The sequence below is a fragment of the Streptomyces sp. NPDC094032 genome (genome assembly GCF_040303965.1).
Classification (GTDB): Bacteria; Actinomycetota; Actinomycetes; order Streptomycetales; family Streptomycetaceae; genus Streptomyces.
The window spans coordinates 171,352-190,506 of the sequence record NZ_JBEOUE010000002.1; the positions used below are offsets into that span (position 1 = coordinate 171,352).

Below are 19,155 nucleotides of genomic sequence, written 5' to 3' on the forward strand. Positions count from 1 at the left end.
CCATTCAGTTCACTGTCAAGACTGAACCGTTTGGTTTGACGAGATAAACCGATCGGTTTAGTTTGGCGTTCATGAGCCCAAGGATCACCGCCACCGCCACCGCCACCGTCACCGCCACCTACATCGGCACGGCCACCGTCCTGCTCCGCATCGGCGGCCTCACCGTCCTGACCGACCCCGCCTTCGACCAGGCCCCCGCCGACTACCCCGGCGCCCGCCCGCTCCACCGCACGGCGGGCCCTGCCCTCGCCGCCGACCGGCTGCCGCCCGTCGACCTGGTGCTGCTCTCCCACGACCAGCACGCCGACAACCTGGACCACACGGGCCGCGAGGTCCTCGCCCGCGCGGCCCGTACCCTCACCACCCCCGAGGGCGCCGCCCGCCTCGGCGGCCGGGCGGAGGGACTGGCCCCGTGGGAGAGCCGGGAGGTCAGCGCGGGCGGCACGACCGTACGGATCACGGCCACCCCGGCCCGGCACGGCCCCGAGGGCACCGAGGAGGCCACCGGGCCGGTCACCGGCTTCGTCGTCGAGTACGAGGGCGGCGCGCTCTACCTCTCCGGCGACACCGTCCGCCACGACGCGCTGACCGAGATCGGTGAACGCTTCGTCCTCGACACCGCGTTCCTCCACTTCGGCGACGCCCACTTTCCCTCGACCGGCGACCGCGCGTTCTCCCTCAGCGCCACCGAGGGCGCCGCCCTCGCCCGCGTCCTCGGCGCCCGTACGGTCGTCCCCCTCCACTTCGACTCCTGGGCGCACCTCGCCGAGGACCCGTCCGCCATCACCGCCGCCTTCGCCGCCGACCCCCAACTGGCGGGGACCCTGCGCCGCCTGGAGCCGGGCGTCGCGGAGAAGCTGAGGTAGGAGCCCGGGAACGCCGGAGGGCCGGACCGCAGAAGCGATCCGGCCCTCCCCAGTGAGACTGACGGCGTCAGCCGCTGTACCACCCGTTCAGATCGGCGATGACCTGCACACCCCCCGTGTGGTTGGTGAACGTGATCCGCCCGTCCACGACCGGCACGACCACCAGGTTGGAGATCGTGCGGCCCGCCGGGTAGTTGAGGTTCGACACCGCCGGGCGCGGCCTGCCGTGCGGGGACACGGTCAGGTAGCTGCCGGCCGTCGGGGCCGCGACCGTCACGTTGAGGACGACCGCGGTGACGCCCTCGCTCGGGACCCCGGCCACGCCGGAGACCCGCATGCTCACCACGCCGCCGGGCCCGACGACCCCGGCCCGCGCGCCGAGACCGCCGCGGGTGTCGAGCAGCCGGACCGGCTCGGCGGCGGTGAAGGCCGCGCCCGTGGCGGAGAAGTACCCCGTCACGTCGGCGAGCAGATCGACCGCGCCGGTGCTGTTGCGCAGCACCACCGAGCCGTTCACCACCGGAACGACCACCAGGTTGGGGAGGGTCTCCCCGGCCGAGTAGTTGATGTTCGAGGCGGTCGGGACGGCCTGCCCGTCCGGGTAGACGGTCACGAAGCCGGTCGCGGTCGGGGCGACGGCGGTGACGTTCATGACGACGGCCGTGACGCCGGTGGCCGGGACGCCGTGGGCGCCCGCGATCTTCAGCTTCACCGTGCCGCCCGCGCCGACCCGGGCCTTGGGGGCGCCGAGACCGCTGCGGGTGTCGAGGAAGCGGGTCGGATCGATGGACGTCAGCGCCGAACCCGTACCCTCCGCCGTCGTGTAGTAGCCCGCCACGTCGGCGACGACGTCGACCGTGCCCGCGCTGTTGCGCAGGTCCACGGTGCCGTTGTGGACGGCGACGGTCACCAGATTGGAGAGCGTGCGCTTCGCCGTGTAGTTGAGGCTGGACGCGGAGGGGACGGGGCGGCCGTCCGGGTAGACGGTGAGGAAGCCGTTCGAGGTCGGGGCGACGGCGGTGACGTTCATGACGACCGCCGTGACGCCGGTGGCCGGGACGCCGTGGACGCCCGCGACCTTGAGCTTCACCGTGCCGCCCGCGCCGACCTTCGCCTTGGGCGCGCCCGTACCGGACCGGGTGTCGAGGAACCGCTTCGGCGCCACCGGCACGAAGCGGCCCGGCGCGGCGGCCGCGGGGGCCTCGGTCACCGTGAACGCGTTCGGCAGGTAGCCGGGGGAGCGGGTGCCGGAGCTGAAGCCGTTGCTGCCCACGACCAGGTCGTACCGGCCGGGCGGCAGGTCACGCGTGCCGAGCAGCACCTTCATGGAGGTCCCGTCCGGGGCGATCGACACCACCTCGTTGGCCCAGGCCTCGCCGGTCACGCTGTCGTTGCGGAGCCTGATCTCCGTGCCGAGCGTCAGCCCGGACCCGGACAGCTCCACGGCGTGCGCGGTGCCCGCCGGGCCGCTGGTGCGGCTCAGCGCGGACACGTCGGGGGACGGCGGGCGGGTGTCGCAGCCCTGCGTGCAGACGCCCTGCATCGTGAACTCGTACGGGGTGGGCGCCTTGCCGGGGGCCACCACGAGGGCGTACTGCCCGGTGGGCGCCCGGTCGTTGGCGTAGCAATCGGCACGGATGCCGCCGTAGGCGGAGCAGAAGTAGGAGAAGTCCGTCGTGTCGCCGAAGGCGGTGCCCCCCAGCAGGCTGACGGTCGGGCGTCCTCCGGTCGTGTCGCTGTCCACGCCGATCACGTCGAAACGCTGGTTCGGCTTCATGTCCAGCACCGCGCAGTACGCCGTCGCGGACTCCGTCAGGACCGCGCTGCGCGGGGCGAAACCGCTCGGCGACACCTTGTTCGCCGTGCACTCCGGGGCCCAGCCGGCCGCCGTGCCGATCCGCCAGGTGTCCACGTACGAGGCGATCGGCGTCTCGTCGTAACCGACGGCGATGACGAAGACGAGGTACGAGGTGGAGCCGGTGACCCGGCAGGTGCCGTCGGTGCCCCAGGTGCGGCACTTGACCGTGCCGGTGCTGTCGGCGACGCCCAGCATCGCGCCCGCCTTGTAGGGGGCGCCCGGCGTCCGCACGGACAGCCACAGCTTGTCGGTGGCCGCCGCCGTCACCCGCAGGCAGGTGGCGTCGAGGTCCCCGCGGAAGGTGTACGGGGTGGAGGGCCCGCCCACCTTCATCGACTTCGGCGCCGCGCAGCGGGCCGTCGCGGAGAGATCGCGGCGGACCAGCTTGTACGTGTCGGGGCCGTAGCCGTTGTTCGTGAGCAGCGCCGTGTACGGGGCGCCCGCCGTCAGCCGGCAGGTGGCCGTCGAGCTGCTGACGGTGCCGCACACCTGGTTGCCTGCGGCGTCGTGGACGCGCAGCGGGGCGTTCAGCCGGTTGCTGTCGTTGGTGTAGTCGAGCACCTCGGCGGTGGAGTGCGCGCCGCCCGCGATCGACAGGCAGGCGGTCTGCCCGACGGCGAGCGTGGTCTCGGCACCCCACGTGTTGCCGAAGCCGGTCTGCGCCCAGGGGGTGCAGCCGGCCGCCTCGCCCGTGCGCTGGACGGCCAGCGCGTACGCGCCGGGGCCGGACGTGGTCAGGACGGCGTGGAACGGGGCGGTGCCGGTCAGCTTGCAGACCGAGGGCTCGCTCGCGTCGGCGCACTGCGCGGCGCCCTTGGCGTCGAAGACGCGCACGGTCGGGTGGGCCGCGTCCTCGCCGGTCGCGCGGTCGAGGAGGTACAGACCGCGGCCGGTGGCGGTCGGAAGACCGAGGCAGAGCACCTGACCGGCGTCGGTGAAGGTCCCCGTCGCCGGACCGGAGGCGAAGCCGTCGTCCTTGACCGGCGTGCACCCTGCCGCCTGAGCGGTGGCGAGGAACCAGACGCCGTACGCGTCGGTCTCGGCGCTGGTGACGGCGTCGCGGGCCCACGTGTAGTCACCGGCGGTGAGCTGGCAGGGCGTGGTGGGCTCGGGCGTACACACGGGGGTGCCGTCGGCGCGGTACAGACGCCCGGCGCGGTTGGCCGGGTTCCCGTCCTTCCCGTCCACGGTGCCGAAGAGGTACGGGCCGTCGGCCGGCACGTGCAGCGTGCGGCAGCGCTCGGTGCCGGTCACGTCCGGCACCGCGCCGTACGCCTGCGGCTGGACGGTGGGGCAGCCGCTGGGGCGGGAGAGGCGCGCGAGGGTGAGCGTGAGGTCGGTGGCCGCCGTCTCGCGCTCGGCCGCCAGCAGGCGGTAGGGCGCGGTGCCGGAGAGCGTGCAGTCCAGGTACTGGTTGCCGGCGACGCGCGTCGAGCAGATCTGGGCGCCCGTGGCGTCGTACACGGTCTGCGATACGCGCCAGTCGCTGTGGAACAGGCGCAGCACCTCACCGGTGGCGGTCGGAAGCGCGTAGCAGTTGCCCGTCGACCCGGCCGCGAGGCTCACGGCCTGGACGGCGGGCCGCCCGAGGGCGGTGTCGCCCTCCGCCACGGCGGTGCAGGAGGCGTCCGACAGGAGCGCCTTGTACGAGACGGAGAACCCGCCCCCGTTGCCGCTGGTGTCCCACAGGTTCAGCGTGTACGCGCCCGCCTGCGCGGTCGGGCAGCGGTACGCGCCGAAGTAGTCGGGCCGGTCACAGGTGACGGCGGAGCCGTCGGGAGCGGTCAGCGAGACATGGAGGTCGTGCTGCTCGGTGCCCACGACCCGCGCGAACACGACGTCCTTCGCGCGCGGCACGTCGAGCGTGAAGCCGGTGGAGTGGCTCTCGGGCAAGGCGGCGCAGGTGTGGACGACGTTCGGCGCGATGCCCCCGGAACAGACGTCCGCGAGCCCACCCTCGGCGACCTGCCGGGCGACGAGGGCCCGGGAGTCGGCCTTGGGAGCGGCCTTGGCCTTGGGCGCGGCGGCCTTCGTAGGCGCAGGCGCGGGCGCAGGCGCGGGTGCGGGCGTCGTGGCGGCGGACGCGGTGGCGACCGGACCGAGTACGGACGCGATGACCGCGAGGATCAGCGCGAGCAGCGCGAGTACGCGCGGCGGGCCTGCCGGTTTTCCGGCATGGGCGGTGTGCAAGGGGGTCCCCCCGGGGACGGGTCTGAGAAAGGAAGAACCGATTGGTCGGATCGGGTCGAGTCTATGTACGAGGCGGTCGGCCGAGCCGACGGATTTCTTCGCGGGGGCCGGGCGTAGGACTGTCCAGATCCGGCTCTACTGCTCGATGGCGGCAGCGGGTTGACTCGAACTCTTCGCCCGGAGCCGGGCGCGAGAAGCGGAAGAGGAAGGACACGACATGGCAGAGAGCGCGTCCACACAGGCGGGGACCAGCCCCGCGCTCCTCATCGCCGTGGAGGAGCTGGCGACGGCGCACGACCGCAGCGAGTCCGAACGGTCCGACGTCACCAGCTCGCAGAACAGTGCGGGAGACGACGGAGAGAACCGGGACCTGAACCTCCCGAAGGAGTAAGGGGAACCCATGGAACACCGGCTCGTCGGTCACATCGAGAAGGCTCTCGGCTGGGACGGGCCGGGTTCCGTGGGGGCCACGTTCGCACGTGGCCGCCTCGCGGACCCGGAGCTGCCCGCACGTCTGTTGACCCCCCAAGGACTCCTGGACCTGATCAAGCGTCGTCACCTGGCCCACCCGCAACTCCGCTGCTACGCCCGGGGCGACGAGACGCACCCGTCCACATTCCTGTCCACCCAGGTCAACCGGCGTGGGCAGGCGGTGAGCCAGGCGGACATGGCGGCCCTCGGACGCATCCTGAACGAGGGCGGGACCGTGGTTCTGGACCGCGTGGACTTCTTCGACCCGACTCTGGAAGTCGCCTGCCGTGCGCTGGGCTGGTGGAGTGGCGAACTCACCTCCGCCAACGCCTATCTCGCGGTCGGTGACACCGACGGATTCTCTCTGCACTGGGACGACCATGAGGTCATCGCCGTACAGCTCTCGGGCGAGAAGTCGTGGGAGGTGCGCGGCCCGTCCCGCCCGGCGCCCATGTATCGCGACGCGGAACGCAACCGCACGCCCTCCGAGGAAGTGCTGTGGAAGGGCACGATGCGGACCGGGGACGTTATGCACATCCCCCGAGGTTTCTGGCACACCGCCACCCGTCTCGGCTCGGGAAGCGAGGGGCACTCCCTGCACGTGACGTTCGGGTTCACCCGGCGGACCGGCGTGACCTGGGCCAACTTCCTCTCCGACGCAGCCCGCGCCGACGAAGCGTTCCGCCATGACCTGGCGGGAACGCGGGGTGCCGCACACCAGGTTCTGGTGGAAAAACTCGGCGCCCTGGCCGCCGAGTACAGTCCGGAGCGGTATCTCGACGAGCTGCGGTCCAGTGTCCCGCCCGCACGCCATGTGCCGTACGTGGCCGCCTTGGGGCGGCCGGTCGGCGTCGCGGCCGTCACCGAGTTCGCGCCCTCCCTGTTCCGCTCCGACGGCACCGTGCAGGTGTGCGGCGGCGGCAAGCGGCTGACCTTCCACGAGCGGGCGGAACCGAGCCTGCGTGCACTCCTGTCGGGGCACCCGGTCCAGCTCGACCATGCCCCCGTCGACCTCGTCACGCTGGCCGACCTGCTGATCACGGAGGGACTGTGCGAACCACTGACGGACGTGTCGTCCTCGGGCTACACCGGTCTGGTCACGCCCGTGACCTTCTCGAAGCAGCCGCCGACCTCGGCGTGACGCGTCTCGACACCGCGTCCAACTATCTCCGCCATCGCTCGCACGAGGTTCTGAGGGCAACGGCCGGCGACCTTCTGCCGAGGTTCTCGGTCTCCACCAAGGTCGGGTACTTCCCCGAGGGCCACAGCCTCGCTCCCAGCCGGCTCGTCGAAGCGGCGGAGCGGGCTGTCGGCGACCTCGGGCGCGAGCCTGAGCTCCTCCTTCTCCACAACCCGGAGCACTCGGCTCCAGACGCCGAAGCGCTGGCGCAGGCATGCACGGTTCTCGCCGATGCCGCACGGGCCGGGCTCTGCGGATCCTGGGGCGTATCGACCTGGGATCCGCGCTCGCTCGTGGGCCTCGACGCGCCACGCCCCGACGTCCTCATGGTTCGGGCGGGTCTGCTGGTCGGGGGCGACATTCTTGAGGCGGCCGAGGCCGTGGTGGAGCGATGGCAGCCGTCGGAGGTGTGGGGCATGAGCCCCTTCGGCGGAAATGCGGCCGAGGCCGTGTGGGAACGCTTCGATCCGAGGATCTTCCTGCGGGACTCCCCGTCGGCCACGCGGATCCAGGCCGCCTTCCGTTCCGCCTACGGCCTGCCCCGGGTCGACGCCGTCGCGGTCGGTACGGACGACGCCGGCCATCTGCGGGAGCTGACAGAGGCGGTGGCGTACGAGGTCGACGTGGACGTGGTCTCGCAGTACCGGCGACTTCTCCACGCCCGTCAGACCGGGCCGAGCACCGCCAGCAGTCGCTCGGCCGTCTCCCGAGCGGGGACCAGGCGGGGGTCCTCGGGATCGGCGTAGGGGCCGAGCATCTTCGCCGCCACGAACAGCGTCATCAGCATGCCGTCGCGACTCTCCAGATCGTCACGCCGCTCGCCGCGGACGCGGTCGGCCAGGGCCGGGACGGCGAGGGACGCGCCCCAGAGACTCGCCGCGTCCAGGCCGCGGGGGGCCATGCCCCAGTCCTCCCAATCGAACACGCAGAACACCGGCGCCGTGATGTTCGCCCAGTTGAAATCCGCGTGCGCCGGCCGCCATTCGGTCACCCTCGTATCGACGCGGGGGAAAGCACCGTGGATCGTTCCCGTCACCAGTTCCTGCGTGAGGGTCTCCGTGTCCGGTGTGGCGATACGGTTCGTGCGCTGCGCGGCCAGGGCGTCCAGCGAGACGTTCAGCGCGGCCCACCACTCCTCGGACAGCTGTGGCTCCGTCCTCACGACGGCGCTACCCGCCGGTGCGGCGGGCAGCAGCTCCGTCTCGTCCGCCCGCCACATCACCGGCTCCGCGTTATCGCGCCACGCCACGCCCGCGAGCCAGGCCGGTTTCGCGACTCCCCGGAGAGCCTCGGCGGACGCCGTGCCGTCCCCGCCCTGGACCCCGATCCGATCGAGCCCGCGTCGTTCGATCCGCACCCACGTACTCCGGTCCGTACGCGCCCCAATGGACCGGCGCTTACGGACGAGCGTCTCCCGGCTCAGGCTTACTCCAAGGCGCCGTTCGACATGCTCCAGTACTGCTTCCACGGGGTCCTTGCGCAGGTCCACTGAACGCGGTGTCATGCGTCCGAACGTACCAAGTCCCGGTCAGCGCACCACGTCGAAGACCTGCTTCTGGAGCCCGTTGGGGTACGCCTCGCTCTCGACCAGCTTCAGCTTCTGGGCGTCCTTGTCGGTCGTGCTGAACAGGCGCTTGCCCGCGCCGAGGAGGAGCGGGAAGACGAGCAGGTGGTAGCGGTCGATGAGGCCCGCGTCGGAGAGGGCCTGGTTCAGGGAGGCGCTGCCGTGGACGATGATCGGGCCGCCCTCGGTCTCCTTCAGCGCGGCGACCTCGTCGAGGGTGCGGAGGATCGTCGTCTCGCCCCAGTTCGACACGAGGTCGTCCTCGCCGAGCGTCGTCGACACGACGTACTTCGGCATCGCCTTGTAGTCGGCGAAGTCCTCCATGTCCGGCCACACCGCGCTGAACGCCTGGTAGCTGACCCGGCCCAGCAGCATCGCGGCGGCCTCCTTCTGCTCCCGCTCCTTGATCTCGAACGCCTCGGGCAGGAACTCCGTGTGCTTGAACGTCCAGCCGGAGTTCCGGTACCCGGGCTCGCCGCCGGGGGCCTCGACGACGCCGTCGAGGGAGATGAAGGCGGTGCTGATGAGAGTGCGCATGGCCGGTTCCTCCGCGTGTGCCGTTGTCGGTCGTGAGCTATGACCGCGGGTCACGGAGAAACTAATCGGTCGGCGCCGGTCGCACGCGCCGGACGCGGCCGCGCGCGGTCACGAGGTGGGGGTGAGACCGGTGGGCACCTGCCACTCGTATCGCCGCCCCTTGTTCGTCAGGAGCAGCCCCTGCCTGAGAACGGCGAGGCCCAGCTCGTTGGACGCCTTGGCGAGTACGGGCACGATGTCGCCCGTCTTCCCATAGCCGAAGCTGAGAGCGGACGACGCCTGGAGCGCGAACTGCGTGAGGTCGCCCCGGGGCACCGAGACGACATCCGCCGCCCGGTCACCGATCAGGTGCCGGATCAGGCTCGGGCCGACCCCGGCGAACAGCGGACCCGGCAGGCACGCGTGGATGAACTCCAACAGGTCCTGCGTCAGGACCGTCCCGGCCTCCGAGGGCCGCTGCTGGCGACGCAGAATCGTGTCCGCGAGGGCCCCGCCGTCCTCGAACTCCACCGGGTTGACGCTGTCGTGGACACCGAGCACGTGCCCGACGACCCGCCACAGGTGGAAGTACGCGTCCCGGTCGGCCCGGGGGAGTTCCACACCCAGCTTGGCGAGACCACGCGGCACGGCCACCGAGAAGGACATCAGCGTGCCGGCCAGGTCCTCCTGGTTGACCGGCAGCCCCCACGTGGTGTCCCAGCTCTCGTCACGCGCGAGGTGGTAGCGCATCGTCGCGTGCAGCAGGCGGATCTTCTGCGCGGACCTCAGCCCCCGCCCGTCCGCCTCCAGACCGCCGGTGCCCAGCACGTCCACGACGAACTGTGCCGTCTCCCCCAGGCGGCGGAACACCCCGCCCGTGAGCCGCGTCGACCGGTAGAGCACCTGCGCGCCGTCCGCGCATCCGTAGGCCAACGGCAGGGAGCCGCAGATCAGGATCGACGCGAAGTGCCCCTCGTACCGGCCGAGCAGCCCCTGCCCGCGCCGGATCAGGCCGGCATCGGCCCAGGGCGGCAGGACGCCCGACACGTCGAAGTAGTGCCGCAGCCGGGCGGGCAGCCCCTCGGGCACGCCCTGCTCGTTACGTCCGAGGCCGATCAGCGCGGCGCGGACCTGGTCCTCCTGGCCCAGCGCGTAGATCTCCTCGATCGCGGTGTCGGCGAGGGGATCGCCGGCCTTGCGCAACGGGTCGAGCAGGTCGTCGGTCCACAGGGTGGTGGGCATGGCGGGCGCCTTTCACGGTTCGCGTTCGTCGGCGCGCACCGTTGTACCGCCCGCCGCCGTGCCCCCGGCAGGGTCACTCACTCTCCAGGCGCAAGCAGAATCGATCCCGTCGCCGCCGCTAGAGCCCCTTGACCGCCTCGACGAAGGGCGCCCAGGCGGCACCGGAAACGACGACCACGGGCCCGTCGGGCCGCTTGGAGTCGCGGACCGGGACGAGGTGGGGGACGTCGTCCCGGACTTCGAGGCAGTCACCGCCGCTGCCGTTGCTGTAGCTGCTCTTGCGCCAGACGGCGTAGCCCTCGGCCACTTCGACGCAGTTGCCGCCCGAGGAGTTGCTGTAGCTGCTCTTACGCCAGGTCGCGGCGCTCAGATCGGTCCGGCTGCTTGCCATTTCGGTAACCCTCTGCCGCACTCTCGATCAGGGCTAGGGACGCTTCCAGCGGCATGGCGGCGGCCCTCAGAAGATCGTACGACCTCCGATACTGCTTCACGAGGGCCGGATCGTCGATGGTGTGCCCGTGGTGCTGGCCCTCCATGTAGACGAGCGGTGGGGCGTCATCGAACGCCAGGAGCATGGCGTTGCCCTGCATGAGTGCGTGGGCGCCGGCGTTCCACGGAAGGATCTGTGTAAGGATCCGGCCGCGCTTGATGAGCGCGAGGATGTGGTCGAGCTGATCGGCCATCTGAGCGGACGGCATGATCGGCGTCCGCAGCGTCGACTCGTTCAGGATCACCCAGTACTCGGGCTTCTTGTGGTCCTGTTCGAAGAGCTTGGCGCGTGCCAGTCGACCGGTGATCTTCTCGTCGATCTCCTCGGGCAGCTCAAGCGCACGTTCCGCGGCGATCACCGCGTGTGCGTACGGGGCGGTCTGGAGCAGCCCCGGAACTACGGTCGGCGACCACTCCTGAATCGTCGTCGCCCGCTTCTCCGCGTCCAGCACCCGCTCGAAGTACGGCGCGTGCCCCTTCAGCCTCGCCTCGCGGGCGTCGTCGCAGCGGCGCTCGAAGAAGCCGTCCGTCTTCAGCTCGCGGTCCACGTGCCGGGCCAGGTCCGGCGGCATGCTGCGCTCGCCGCGTTCGATCTCGCTGAGGTACGTGATGCCGTAGAAGCAGCCCTCGACCAGCTGCTTCAGCGTCAGGCCCGCCTCCTCTCTCTTGTGGCGCAGCTCCTTGCCGTAGAACTGCGGGATTCCGGCCGAACCGTCGATCTCCTTGCGCGCAGCCACTGTTGAGGACCGCCTTTCGCACCTTGCGTCGTGGAGCGGGAAACGCTTCCACCGTAGGGCGCCACGCGGCAGCGTGTGAGGGGTTCGTCACGGCACGCAACGAAAGGTGGAACCCGCATGACCGACGACATCAGGCCCGACGTCGAGGCCCTCCGTACCGCTCTCGCAGGTCACGGCATCCAACTGCCCTCCCTGGGGGTGGACCCGGTGACCCTCGCGGGGTGGACGGTCCGGCCCCCGCTGGTCGCGCTGGGCAACTGCGACGTGGCGACTGCACGCCACCTGGCGGAGGTGCTGCGGAAGGCGGCCGGCGGGTGAGACTGCCGTTCGCGGTCGAGGTGATCGCGGTCCCGAAGGCGGTGCCGGAGGTGCGGCGGATGGTGGAGGGGGACGATCTGCGGCTCTGCGTGAGCGAGTTGCTGACGAACGTCATCCTGCACGTGGGGGAGGGCACGCCCGTCACCGTACGGGTGGCTGTGACGCGGGAGGGGCGGACGAGGCTCGCGGTGACGGATCCGGATCCGCGCGTCTGGCCCGTACTGCGGGAGGTCACGGACGGGGCGGAGTCGGGGCGGGGCCTCGGGATCGTGGAGGCGCTGGCGCTGCGGTGGGGCGTGGAGCAGGGGCCGTACGGGAAGACGGTGTGGTGCGAGCTGTCCGCCGCCCGGAACGGCCCCCGTGCTCAGGAGCGGCAGGCCTAGCCGTCCAGCTCGTCCGCGTACACCCACCACCCGTTGCGGCAGACGCGGCCCTCGGGGTCGAGGTCGCCCTCGGCGTACTCGCCGCTGCCGGTCCGCTCGCCGTTCGGGCCCCGGAAGTAGCTGGTGTAGTAGTAGCGGCAGCCGGCGGCGGCCTTCGCGGTGGGGGAGGCGGAGGGGGCGGCCTGCGCGGTGGGGACGAGGGTGAGCGCGGCGGCGGCCGTACAGACGGCGAGGGTGACGAGACGTGTGAGCGTCTTCATGGCGGGGGTTCTCCTTGGTCGCGTGGGGCGGGTCCTTCGCCCGCCCTCGCTCCGCACAGGCTGGCGGCGCCGGTCCCGCCGCGTGGGGCCCGACCCGCGGGGCGTCACTCCGCGGGGGTGGGCGAACCGATTCGCCGCTCGACCAGTCGGTGCAACCCGGCATCAGATGCTGCGGGCGGTGATGTCGCCGTATCCGGTGGTGGCGCGGATGGTGAGTTCGGCGGCGGCGCCCGCGGTGTTGGCGAGGGCGTTGCTGACGCGGCCGTAGGCGGTGCCCGCGTCGAGGGTGGCGGAGGCGCCGCGGGCGGCGGAGACGTCGATGTCGCCCTTCTCGGTGCGCAGTTCGACCGCGCCGCGCACGGCGCCGGTGATCCGGATGTCGCCGCGCATGGTGCGGATGTCGGCGGGTCCGTTGAGGCGCCCGAGGGTGATGTCGCCGTCCTGGACGGTGATGCGGGCGCTGGCGGCCTCGTCCAGCTTCGTACGGGCCTGGGCGGCCTCGAAGACGACGTCGCCGAGGCGTCCGACGCCGCGCAGCTCACCGGCGGCGGCCTTGGCCTCGACGCGGGAGCCGGCCGGGAGCTGGACGGTGACCTCGACGGCGCCGGAGTTGCCGAAGAGCTTGTTCTCGGGGGCCGGGGCCTCGATCCGCAGGACCCCGTCGGCGAAGGCGACCTGGACGCGCTCGGCGGCCTTCACGTCCCGGCCCTTGGTGGCGTTCGCGGGGCGGATGTCGACGGTGGCGTCCGCGCGGTCGGCGGCGATGAGCTGGACGCGGCCGGCGGGGATGTCGAGGACGGCGGTGATGGGGGCGGTGGTGGCGAAGTTCTGCATGGTGGTCTGGCTCCTCTGGAGTGGTGTTCCCTGTTCCCTGCGTCTTTCTGACATGAGAAACGCTACGTTGCGTTCGAGGAGTACGCAACGGGAACGTTGCGCACCGGTTGAGTTATGGCAGGTCAGGGCCGTGAAATCGTTGCAACGGGGATGCGGGGAACGCAACACCCTTCCCACTCCTCGTTGCAATGGATGGTGGGTGAACGCTATGCCGAGGGTGTTGGCCGACAGCGACCGCCCGCCTGGTTTCCGGGCCTGGCGCGTGTGCGTGTGCAGCTACTGGGGAGGGCGGGTATCCCACGGAGGCGTCCGCGCGGACGCTGGACGAGGAGCTGTACTTCCAGCGCGCGGTGCAGAGCTACCTGTGGGCGTTGCCCGCGGTGAACGTGTGCGCGATGCGCGACGGCCTGGGGAGCGTGTTCGGGTACGGCTACCAGGTGATGTCGGTGTTCGAGCAGCGGCTGAAGCCCCGTACGGTCATCACCACGCCGAACTGCGACGTCATCTACGGGATGGCGTTCGCGGACCTCGGCGCGACGGGCCCGCTGGTGGTCGACGCCCCGGCGGGGATCCAGGGCCTGGTCGACGACTTCTGGCACCGGCCCCTGACCGGCCCGGTGATCGACGGCGTGCAGTACCGGGGGGACATCGGCCTGCCCGGTCCCGACGCGGGCAAGGGCGGCCAGTACCTCATCGTCCCCGACGACCTGGAGCCGGAGAACCCGGGCGACTGGGACGACTACTACGTCTACCGCACCCGCACCAACGGCATCTATTTCCTCTTCCGCGGCTTCTTCTCCTCCGTCGACGACGTGTCGCCCGGGGTGGAGTCGGTCGAGTCCATCCGCTTCCGCCCGCTGGTCGGCGACGCCGCCGACATGCAGTACGCGCACGCCTCCGACACCCCGGCCAACGCCCTGTTCCCGCGCGACGCGTCCTTCTTCGACGCGCTCGACGCGTTCGTCCAGAACGACCGGGTGGACGGGACCGACCCGTACATGCACGGTGTCCTCGCCGCCCTCGGCATCCGCCAGGGGCAGACCTTCGCCCCGACCGCCCGGCAGCGTGAACTCCTGGACCTGGCCGCGCAGACGGCGTGGAAGATGTCCAAGACCGTCGCCGCCGAGTTCGACCGCGAACCCGACGCGCTGTGGTGGGCCGACCGGCAGTGGGTCGCGCACGCCAAGACCAAGCAGGACGACTTCTGGCACACGCTCCTCGACGAGGAGTTCCGTGACCGGACCACGGGCCACACCGACGTGAACGCCAAGGCGCACATGTTCATCAACCACTACTCCGTCAGCACCGGCATGATGGGCTCCACCGTCGGCGCGGGCGCCAAGTACGCCAACGCCTACCGGGACCACGACGGCGACCTGCTGCGTGGTGAGGGGACCTACCGGATCGACCTGCCGGCCGACCCGCCCGCCCAGCTCTTCTGGTCCGTCACCCTCTACGACGCGGACACCGCCGCCGAGGTCGACGCCGAGGGCCAGACGTTCTCCTCCCTCAACGGGATGAACGACATCGCCCTCAACGGCGACGGGTCCATCACCCTCCACACCGGCCCGGAGCGCCCGGAGGGCGCCGCGAACTGGATCAAGACCGTCCCCGGCCACGGCTGGTTCGCGATCATCCGCTTCTACGGCCCGGAGGAGGCCTTCTTCGAAGGCGCGTACACGCCGGGCGACTTCGAGAAGGCCTCCGCGGACGGTTCCTGACTTGTGACTCCTGGCTAGCCCCGCCGCAGTCCCAGGACGTACGCGGCCGTCGCCGCCACCGTGCGGTCCGCGTCCTGGGACAGCTCCGTCAGGGCGGCGGAGGCGGCCGGGCCGGGGATGTCGGCGAGGGCCTGGGTGAGGCGGCCCCGGGCGGGCGGGGTGGTCGCGGGGTCGGCCAGGCGGGTGCGCAGGGCGGCGGTGATGGCGTCCGCGAGGGCGGGGTCGGCCGCCAGGGCGCTCAGCGCGTCGGCGGCGTCGGCGTCGTTGCGCTCCTCGACGACCATGCCGACGAGGGTCGGGACCGCCTCGGGCACTCCCCGCGCCCCGAGCGCCAGGGCCGCGTACGCCCGGACGACGGGGTCGGCGTGGGCGAGGGCCCCGGCCAGCAGCGCGGTCGCCCCGGCGTCCGGGAGCTCGGCGAGGGAACGGACGGCCCGCTCCCGCACGGCGGCCCCGGGCGCCCCGAGCCCCTCCGCGAGCAGCGGCCCGGCGGCCTCCCCGGCCTGCGCCAGGGCCCACCGGAGCGCCCCGGCGACGATCGGATCGGCCTCGCTCAGTACGGCGTCGACCAAGGCGTCCACGGGGACGGGGCCGAGGCTGGGGCGCGCAGGGGCCATCGGCCCCGCCGCGGCGCCCGCCGAGGTCCCCGTGCCCGCCGTGCCCACCGAGGCCCCTGCCGCCCCAGAGGCCTCTGCCACCCCAGAGGCCCCCGCCGCCCCGGGAGTCGCCGCATCCAGCGCCGCGCGCTGCCGGGCCCCCGGGCTCGGGGACCCCAGGGCCTGGAGGAGGGCGGTGGTCCGCAGGACCTCCTCCCAGCCGGCGGGTTCGGACGCGCCGATCCGTTGCAGCCGGGTGAGCAGTTCGGTCTCGGCGGCGATGCGCTCCCGGGTCCGGCGTACGAGGTCGTCGACGAGCTCGGCGGGCGCGAAGCCGGGGTCGTCGAGGGCGCGCCCGACATCGCGCAGGGAGAGCCCGAGCGAGCGCAGGCTCTCGATGTGGAAGACGCGCCGGATGTTGTCGTCGGAGTACTCGCGATAGCCGCTGTCACTGCGCCCGGTCGGCCGCACGAGCCCGAGCGACTCGTAATGCCGCAGCATCCGCGCACTGACCCCGGACCGCCGGGCGACCTCCCCGATCAGCACGCCCGCCCACCTTTCCGCACGCCTACCGCCGGTCCTCCCCACCAAGCGCCACGACCCGCTTGGCCTCCTCGACGGCGAACTCGAACCCGGCCTCGGGGTCCCGCCGCAGGTGCTCGGTGGCGAGCGCGTGGGCCCGGACGTCCGGGTCGGGGTGCGCCGCAGCGGTGCCCAGCGCGGGCAGCGCGGCCTCCCCGAGGGCGATGAGCGCCCGGCTGAGGCTCAGCCGGGTCTCGCGCCCACCCCGCGCGAGCTGCGTCGCCAACCCTACGGCCAGCTCCGCTTCCTCACCTTCCGGTACGAGCACGACGGCGGCCCGCCAGGCGGTGCGGGCCACCTCGTCGTCGGGGTCGCGGAGCAGGGCCGGCGTGATCGCGGACCAGCCCCGCCGGTCCCCGATCTTGGACAGGGTGTGCAGGGCCTGGCTCCGGGCCTGGGCACGCGCGGAACGCACCTCACCGACCAGCGCGGGCACGGTCGCGGCGGGCGCGTGGCGGGTGAGCGCCCAGGTCAGCATCTCCCGCACGGAGAAGTCGGGCTCGACCGCACACCGCTCGACGAGCGCACCGACATCGTCCGGGTCCGGCGTCGAGCCGACCGCCAGAGCGGTCCGGAGCCGCACCGACGGATCGTCGTGCGCCAGCCCCCGCAGGGTTTGTGTCGTCATGCCCCCAGTGAAGGCCTTGCCACCGTGTCAAGGTCAAGTGAACCGGCGCCCGCCCCTCCCCCCCCCGGCGTCGCTACCACGGGAACAACGTCGGCCGGGGCGCGACCATGTCGGGCGGCGTGCCCTCGATGGTCAGGTTCCCGGTCCACAGCTCGTACCGATTGCAGTACGCGCTCCCGAAACCGACGCGCCGTCCTCCGGGCTCCAGCTTCCAGCCCGCCTCCTCGTACCGTGCGAGGAGGTCGCCGCAGACGAAGGACCGGTGGGCCTGCAACATGATCCACCGGGCTCTGTCGGTCTCGGATGCCGTCTCCTTGTTCATGGCGGCGGCCATCTGCCACAGCCGCGTCCAGTCGACGCCGGGGGTGAGGGGGCCGACGATCCCCACCTCGCCGAGTCTCCGTGCGTCACGGTGGTGGGTGGCGTAGCCGAAGACGGATCCGAGCAAGGCGAAGACGCAGGTGCGCCCGCGGCCGGACCCGCCGTCGGCGCTGCGGGAGCGGGTCAGCAGCACGGGCCGTCGGAGCAGCACGTGGGCTCGTTGCAGTCGGCGGCGATGCCCCACAGGGACGGGTCGACGGCGAACCCGGCGGCGGCGATGGCTCCCGTGACGTCGTACATCAGCCCGACGGTGCGCAGTTTGGAGTTCGGGGCGTGGTGCAGATAGCGGCCGAAGTGCGCCAGGCACCAGGCGGTGTACTCCTGGCTGTGCAGCACGAACGTGTGCCAGGCGGGATCCACGGCCCTGCTCGGGGCCATGACGTGGCCGTTCTCCGAGGTCCCGGCCACGTACAGGAAGGCCAGGGCCTCGTCCATGACCCGGCGGGCCAGGTCCGCGCCGAGGCCGTACTCGTCGGCGCAGAACGCCGACAGCTTCTCGAACAGCTCGGGACTGACCAGGTCCCGCCCGTGCCGTACGGCCATGGCGTTCTCCACGGTGGGCGTCATCGCACGCTCCTCTCGTTCCCTTCGCGTCCGGAGTCAGGAGTCCGGATACGGGTCGGAGCATGTCCCCATTCCGGCGCGGGACGACGGAGTATGCGCGAGGCCAAATAAAGATCACCGGCGGAACGTCCAGGCCCATTCCGTCAGTAGTTCCCGGGCCGTCTCGTCGAACACGGCGTGGTCCTCGTATCCGGCGAAGCGGTCCCGCAGTGACCCGATGTCCTTCGGGTCGCGGAACACCACTGCGCCGAGGTCGGTCTCGATCGTCGCCAGTCGGTCGTCGTAGACCGTGAACGTGCTCAGTGGCGTGTCGCTGAACCTTGCCGTCGCCGGCAGCAGGCCGATCCGAAGGTTCGCCTGCAGTGTCAGCGAAGCCAGCCGGTCGAGCTGGAGGGCCATCGCGTCCGGTGCCAACAGTGGGTATCTCACCGCTTGTTCGGTGAGCAGGAAAGTGAATCGTTTCGAGCGGTCGAGCAGGACGGCCTGCCGTTCCAGCTTCATCCCTACGGCCTTGGCCCGCTGGGTCGGCGGCGCGTGCGCGATGCTCGCGCGAATGTAGTCCGGTGTGGACAGCAGGCCCGTCGCCATGGACAGCATGAAGTAGCGGAAGTCCGTCGTGGCGGACTCAAGACCGGCCAGCTCCGACTGCTTCTTGTCGAGTCCCTTCCGGTGCAGGGCCTTTCGGTCCTGCCATTCCGTCTGGGCTATGCGCGCCATGGCCATGACCTCGGCGGCCGCGGCCGGGGACGCGTCCACGCCCCGGAGGATCTGCTCGACGTCCACGAGGGAGGGGCGGAGCCTGTTCCCCTCGATGCGGCTGATCTTCGACTGGGACATGTGGCAACGTGCGGCAAGCCGGGCTCCCGAGAGCCCGGCTTGTCTGCGCAAGTGCTTGAGCATGGCCGCCAGTTCCAGACCGGACCGGCCGAGCTGCTCAGGCTGGATGGCCACCGCTCACGTACTCCTCGAAGGGCACCGACTCGACTACGGCGATTCTCTGGTATTCGAGGAACGGGGACACGTCTCCCTCGAACACCCGCCGGTCGATCTGTGTGCCGTCCGGTCCGTAGTTCATCAGCACGACGTCGCTACGGTCGAACATCCAGAAGTCCGGGACGCCTTCGAGGGGGTTGGTGCGCTCGGTCACGTCGAGGATCCGGATGTCGTCGCCGGCGCGGACATGCACCGCGTAGTACCGGGTGAACTCGAATCGCAGATAGTCGGAGAGCGGCCGGGTCACGATGTGCACGCGGCCGTTGTGTCTGCCTTCGGCGCGCTGGCGGGACACGCGTTCCGTGTACGAGGAGGACGTGTACGGCGGGGTGGGCCGACCCTCGCGGAAGGCCGCGAACGCCTCCGCCTCCTGCGGCACGAGGTATTGGGGCAGCGTTTCGAGCCGCCACGCCTCCCACCGGATGCCGGTGAACCTGCGCCGCCACTCCTCACCGGCCAAGAGCACGCGCGGCCTCCCTCAGGACCTCTGCCGGGATCTCGACCAGGCCTTCGCCGGGCGGCGGTGTGAACGCCTCGGAGAGGCTTCCCTGGATCACGAGTGAGCCGTCGGCGGTCAGGTAGACGTTCGGGCAGTCCTCGTCCCCGCAGGTGCCGTTTCCGTTGCCGGTGAGTCGGGTCAGTTCCTCACGAGCCATGGGATTCCCCTTCGCGAGCGGCCCCCGGTCGGGCCTCATGGCCATGACCGTACGGGCCTCGCTCTGGGGCGTCCATGCGGAGACGCGACTATGCGCGACCTCGCATAAAGCCGTCGGCCGATGAAA

22 protein-coding genes are annotated in these 19,155 nt (G+C 71.6%); 7 read left to right on the top strand and 15 right to left on the bottom strand.

Going from position 1 to position 19,155, the window contains the following annotated elements; translation table 11 throughout:
* Nucleotides 1–71 precede the first annotated feature (71 nt).
* Nucleotides 72–866, top strand: a complete 795-nt coding sequence (locus ABTZ54_RS03755) for an MBL fold metallo-hydrolase (RefSeq protein ID WP_351656844.1) — start codon at nucleotides 72–74, stop codon at nucleotides 864–866.
* A gap of 67 nt (nucleotides 867–933) precedes the next feature.
* On the opposite strand, the gene ABTZ54_RS03760 is transcribed toward ABTZ54_RS03755, so the two are convergent.
* A complete protein-coding gene (locus ABTZ54_RS03760) occupies nucleotides 934–4,914 on the bottom strand; it encodes a hypothetical protein (protein ID WP_351656846.1) in 3,981 nt (1,326 codons plus the stop codon).
* A gap of 217 nt (nucleotides 4,915–5,131) precedes the next feature.
* Between ABTZ54_RS03760 and ABTZ54_RS03765 the strand changes: the two genes are divergently transcribed.
* The 3 genes from ABTZ54_RS03765 to ABTZ54_RS03775 are packed head-to-tail and all read left to right on the top strand — an operon-like array spanning nucleotide 5,132 to nucleotide 7,311.
* Complete coding sequence (locus ABTZ54_RS03765) at nucleotides 5,132–5,305, top strand: hypothetical protein (protein ID WP_351656847.1); 174 nt, start codon at nucleotides 5,132–5,134, stop codon at nucleotides 5,303–5,305.
* A gap of 9 nt (nucleotides 5,306–5,314) precedes the next feature.
* Nucleotides 5,315–6,526: a JmjC domain-containing protein gene (locus ABTZ54_RS03770; RefSeq protein ID WP_351656849.1), complete on the top strand. Its 1,212-nt coding sequence runs from the start codon at nucleotides 5,315–5,317 to the stop codon at nucleotides 6,524–6,526.
* Complete coding sequence (locus tag ABTZ54_RS03775; RefSeq protein WP_351656852.1) at nucleotides 6,523–7,311, top strand: aldo/keto reductase; 789 nt, start codon at nucleotides 6,523–6,525, stop codon at nucleotides 7,309–7,311. Before ABTZ54_RS03770 ends, ABTZ54_RS03775 begins: the two co-directional genes overlap by 4 nt.
* On the opposite strand, the gene ABTZ54_RS03780 is transcribed toward ABTZ54_RS03775, so the two are convergent.
* From ABTZ54_RS03780 to ABTZ54_RS03800, 5 genes are all read right to left on the bottom strand, one after another.
* Complete coding sequence (locus ABTZ54_RS03780; protein WP_351656854.1) at nucleotides 7,230–8,069, bottom strand: hypothetical protein; 840 nt, start codon at nucleotides 8,067–8,069, stop codon at nucleotides 7,230–7,232. The genes ABTZ54_RS03775 and ABTZ54_RS03780 overlap by 82 nt on opposite strands.
* Before the next feature lie 24 nt (nucleotides 8,070–8,093).
* Nucleotides 8,094–8,666: a dihydrofolate reductase family protein gene (locus ABTZ54_RS03785; protein ID WP_351656856.1), complete on the bottom strand. Its 573-nt coding sequence runs from the start codon at nucleotides 8,664–8,666 to the stop codon at nucleotides 8,094–8,096.
* 108 nt (nucleotides 8,667–8,774) lie between these two features.
* A complete protein-coding gene (locus tag ABTZ54_RS03790) occupies nucleotides 8,775–9,887 on the bottom strand; it encodes an oxygenase MpaB family protein (RefSeq protein WP_351656858.1) in 1,113 nt (370 codons plus the stop codon).
* A 118-nt stretch (nucleotides 9,888–10,005) separates the two neighbouring features.
* The gene (locus ABTZ54_RS03795) at nucleotides 10,006–10,278 is read right to left on the bottom strand and encodes a DUF397 domain-containing protein (RefSeq protein ID WP_351656860.1); all 273 of its coding nucleotides are present in this window, start codon (nucleotides 10,276–10,278) and stop codon (nucleotides 10,006–10,008) included.
* The gene (locus ABTZ54_RS03800; RefSeq protein WP_351656861.1) at nucleotides 10,235–11,113 is read right to left on the bottom strand and encodes a helix-turn-helix domain-containing protein; all 879 of its coding nucleotides are present in this window, start codon (nucleotides 11,111–11,113) and stop codon (nucleotides 10,235–10,237) included. The genes ABTZ54_RS03795 and ABTZ54_RS03800 overlap by 44 nt, the downstream gene beginning before the upstream one ends.
* A gap of 117 nt (nucleotides 11,114–11,230) precedes the next feature.
* Between ABTZ54_RS03800 and ABTZ54_RS03805 the strand changes: the two genes are divergently transcribed.
* On the top strand, nucleotides 11,231–11,431 hold the full coding sequence (locus tag ABTZ54_RS03805; protein ID WP_351656863.1) for a hypothetical protein: 201 nt from the start codon (nucleotides 11,231–11,233) through the stop codon (nucleotides 11,429–11,431).
* Entirely contained in the window at nucleotides 11,428–11,814 is a 387-nt protein-coding gene (locus ABTZ54_RS03810) for an ATP-binding protein (protein ID WP_351656865.1), read from the top strand. The genes ABTZ54_RS03805 and ABTZ54_RS03810 overlap by 4 nt, the downstream gene beginning before the upstream one ends.
* Here the strand turns inward: ABTZ54_RS03810 and ABTZ54_RS03815 are convergent.
* Together ABTZ54_RS03815 and ABTZ54_RS03820 are read right to left on the bottom strand one after the other, a co-directional pair.
* Nucleotides 11,811–12,074, bottom strand: coding sequence for a hypothetical protein (locus ABTZ54_RS03815; protein ID WP_351656867.1), 264 nt, complete (start codon nucleotides 12,072–12,074; stop codon nucleotides 11,811–11,813). The genes ABTZ54_RS03810 and ABTZ54_RS03815 overlap by 4 nt on opposite strands.
* Nucleotides 12,075–12,236: 162 nt before the next feature.
* A complete protein-coding gene (locus ABTZ54_RS03820) occupies nucleotides 12,237–12,908 on the bottom strand; it encodes a DUF4097 family beta strand repeat-containing protein (RefSeq protein ID WP_351656868.1) in 672 nt (223 codons plus the stop codon).
* A 395-nt stretch (nucleotides 12,909–13,303) separates the two neighbouring features.
* Between ABTZ54_RS03820 and ABTZ54_RS03825 the strand changes: the two genes are divergently transcribed.
* Nucleotides 13,304–14,629, top strand: coding sequence for a DUF1214 domain-containing protein (locus ABTZ54_RS03825; protein ID WP_351656870.1), 1,326 nt, complete (start codon nucleotides 13,304–13,306; stop codon nucleotides 14,627–14,629).
* 14 nt (nucleotides 14,630–14,643) lie between these two features.
* Here ABTZ54_RS03825 and ABTZ54_RS03830 read toward each other — a convergent pair whose 3' ends face one another.
* The 7 genes from ABTZ54_RS03830 to ABTZ54_RS03860 all read right to left on the bottom strand — a co-directional run bounded on the left by ABTZ54_RS03830 (nucleotide 14,644) and on the right by ABTZ54_RS03860 (nucleotide 19,029).
* Nucleotides 14,644–15,771: a MerR family transcriptional regulator gene (locus ABTZ54_RS03830; RefSeq protein ID WP_351656872.1), complete on the bottom strand. Its 1,128-nt coding sequence runs from the start codon at nucleotides 15,769–15,771 to the stop codon at nucleotides 14,644–14,646.
* A 22-nt stretch (nucleotides 15,772–15,793) separates the two neighbouring features.
* Nucleotides 15,794–16,435 (bottom strand): HEAT repeat domain-containing protein, encoded by a 642-nt coding sequence (locus ABTZ54_RS03835; protein WP_351656874.1) that lies wholly within the window; start codon nucleotides 16,433–16,435, stop codon nucleotides 15,794–15,796.
* A gap of 73 nt (nucleotides 16,436–16,508) precedes the next feature.
* Entirely contained in the window at nucleotides 16,509–16,967 is a 459-nt protein-coding gene (locus tag ABTZ54_RS03840; protein ID WP_351656876.1) for a hypothetical protein, read from the bottom strand.
* The gene (locus ABTZ54_RS03845; RefSeq protein ID WP_351656878.1) at nucleotides 16,940–17,383 is read right to left on the bottom strand and encodes a glycine-rich domain-containing protein; all 444 of its coding nucleotides are present in this window, start codon (nucleotides 17,381–17,383) and stop codon (nucleotides 16,940–16,942) included. Before ABTZ54_RS03845 ends, ABTZ54_RS03840 begins: the two co-directional genes overlap by 28 nt.
* A 111-nt stretch (nucleotides 17,384–17,494) precedes the next feature.
* Complete coding sequence (locus tag ABTZ54_RS03850; RefSeq protein ID WP_351656881.1) at nucleotides 17,495–18,331, bottom strand: Scr1 family TA system antitoxin-like transcriptional regulator; 837 nt, start codon at nucleotides 18,329–18,331, stop codon at nucleotides 17,495–17,497.
* Complete coding sequence (locus ABTZ54_RS03855) at nucleotides 18,315–18,839, bottom strand: DUF6879 family protein (protein ID WP_351656883.1); 525 nt, start codon at nucleotides 18,837–18,839, stop codon at nucleotides 18,315–18,317. The genes ABTZ54_RS03850 and ABTZ54_RS03855 overlap by 17 nt, the downstream gene beginning before the upstream one ends.
* The gene (locus ABTZ54_RS03860) at nucleotides 18,823–19,029 is read right to left on the bottom strand and encodes a hypothetical protein (protein ID WP_351656885.1); all 207 of its coding nucleotides are present in this window, start codon (nucleotides 19,027–19,029) and stop codon (nucleotides 18,823–18,825) included. Before ABTZ54_RS03860 ends, ABTZ54_RS03855 begins: the two co-directional genes overlap by 17 nt.
* Nucleotides 19,030–19,155 lie beyond the last annotated feature (126 nt).

What these genes read in the sequence shown, in the direction of transcription:
- ABTZ54_RS03755 (WP_351656844.1), top strand. Translation starts at nt 72, where the DNA reads ATGAGCCCAAGGATCACCGCCACCGCCACCGCCACCGTCACCGCCACC.
- ABTZ54_RS03765 (WP_351656847.1), top strand. Translation starts at nt 5,132, where the DNA reads ATGGCAGAGAGCGCGTCCACACAGGCGGGGACCAGCCCCGCGCTCCTC.
- ABTZ54_RS03770 (WP_351656849.1), top strand. Translation starts at nt 5,315, where the DNA reads ATGGAACACCGGCTCGTCGGTCACATCGAGAAGGCTCTCGGCTGGGAC.
- ABTZ54_RS03780 (WP_351656854.1), bottom strand. Translation starts at nt 8,069, where the DNA reads ATGACACCGCGTTCAGTGGACCTGCGCAAGGACCCCGTGGAAGCAGTA.
- ABTZ54_RS03785 (WP_351656856.1), bottom strand. Translation starts at nt 8,666, where the DNA reads ATGCGCACTCTCATCAGCACCGCCTTCATCTCCCTCGACGGCGTCGTC.
- ABTZ54_RS03790 (WP_351656858.1), bottom strand. Translation starts at nt 9,887, where the DNA reads ATGCCCACCACCCTGTGGACCGACGACCTGCTCGACCCGTTGCGCAAG.
- ABTZ54_RS03795 (WP_351656860.1), bottom strand. Translation starts at nt 10,278, where the DNA reads ATGGCAAGCAGCCGGACCGATCTGAGCGCCGCGACCTGGCGTAAGAGC.
- ABTZ54_RS03805 (WP_351656863.1), top strand. Translation starts at nt 11,231, where the DNA reads ATGACCGACGACATCAGGCCCGACGTCGAGGCCCTCCGTACCGCTCTC.
- ABTZ54_RS03815 (WP_351656867.1), bottom strand. Translation starts at nt 12,074, where the DNA reads ATGAAGACGCTCACACGTCTCGTCACCCTCGCCGTCTGTACGGCCGCC.
- ABTZ54_RS03820 (WP_351656868.1), bottom strand. Translation starts at nt 12,908, where the DNA reads ATGCAGAACTTCGCCACCACCGCCCCCATCACCGCCGTCCTCGACATC.
- ABTZ54_RS03825 (WP_351656870.1), top strand. Translation starts at nt 13,304, where the DNA reads ATGCGCGACGGCCTGGGGAGCGTGTTCGGGTACGGCTACCAGGTGATG.
- ABTZ54_RS03835 (WP_351656874.1), bottom strand. Translation starts at nt 16,435, where the DNA reads ATGACGACACAAACCCTGCGGGGGCTGGCGCACGACGATCCGTCGGTG.
- ABTZ54_RS03845 (WP_351656878.1), bottom strand. Translation starts at nt 17,383, where the DNA reads ATGACGCCCACCGTGGAGAACGCCATGGCCGTACGGCACGGGCGGGAC.
- ABTZ54_RS03860 (WP_351656885.1), bottom strand. Translation starts at nt 19,029, where the DNA reads ATGGCTCGTGAGGAACTGACCCGACTCACCGGCAACGGAAACGGCACC.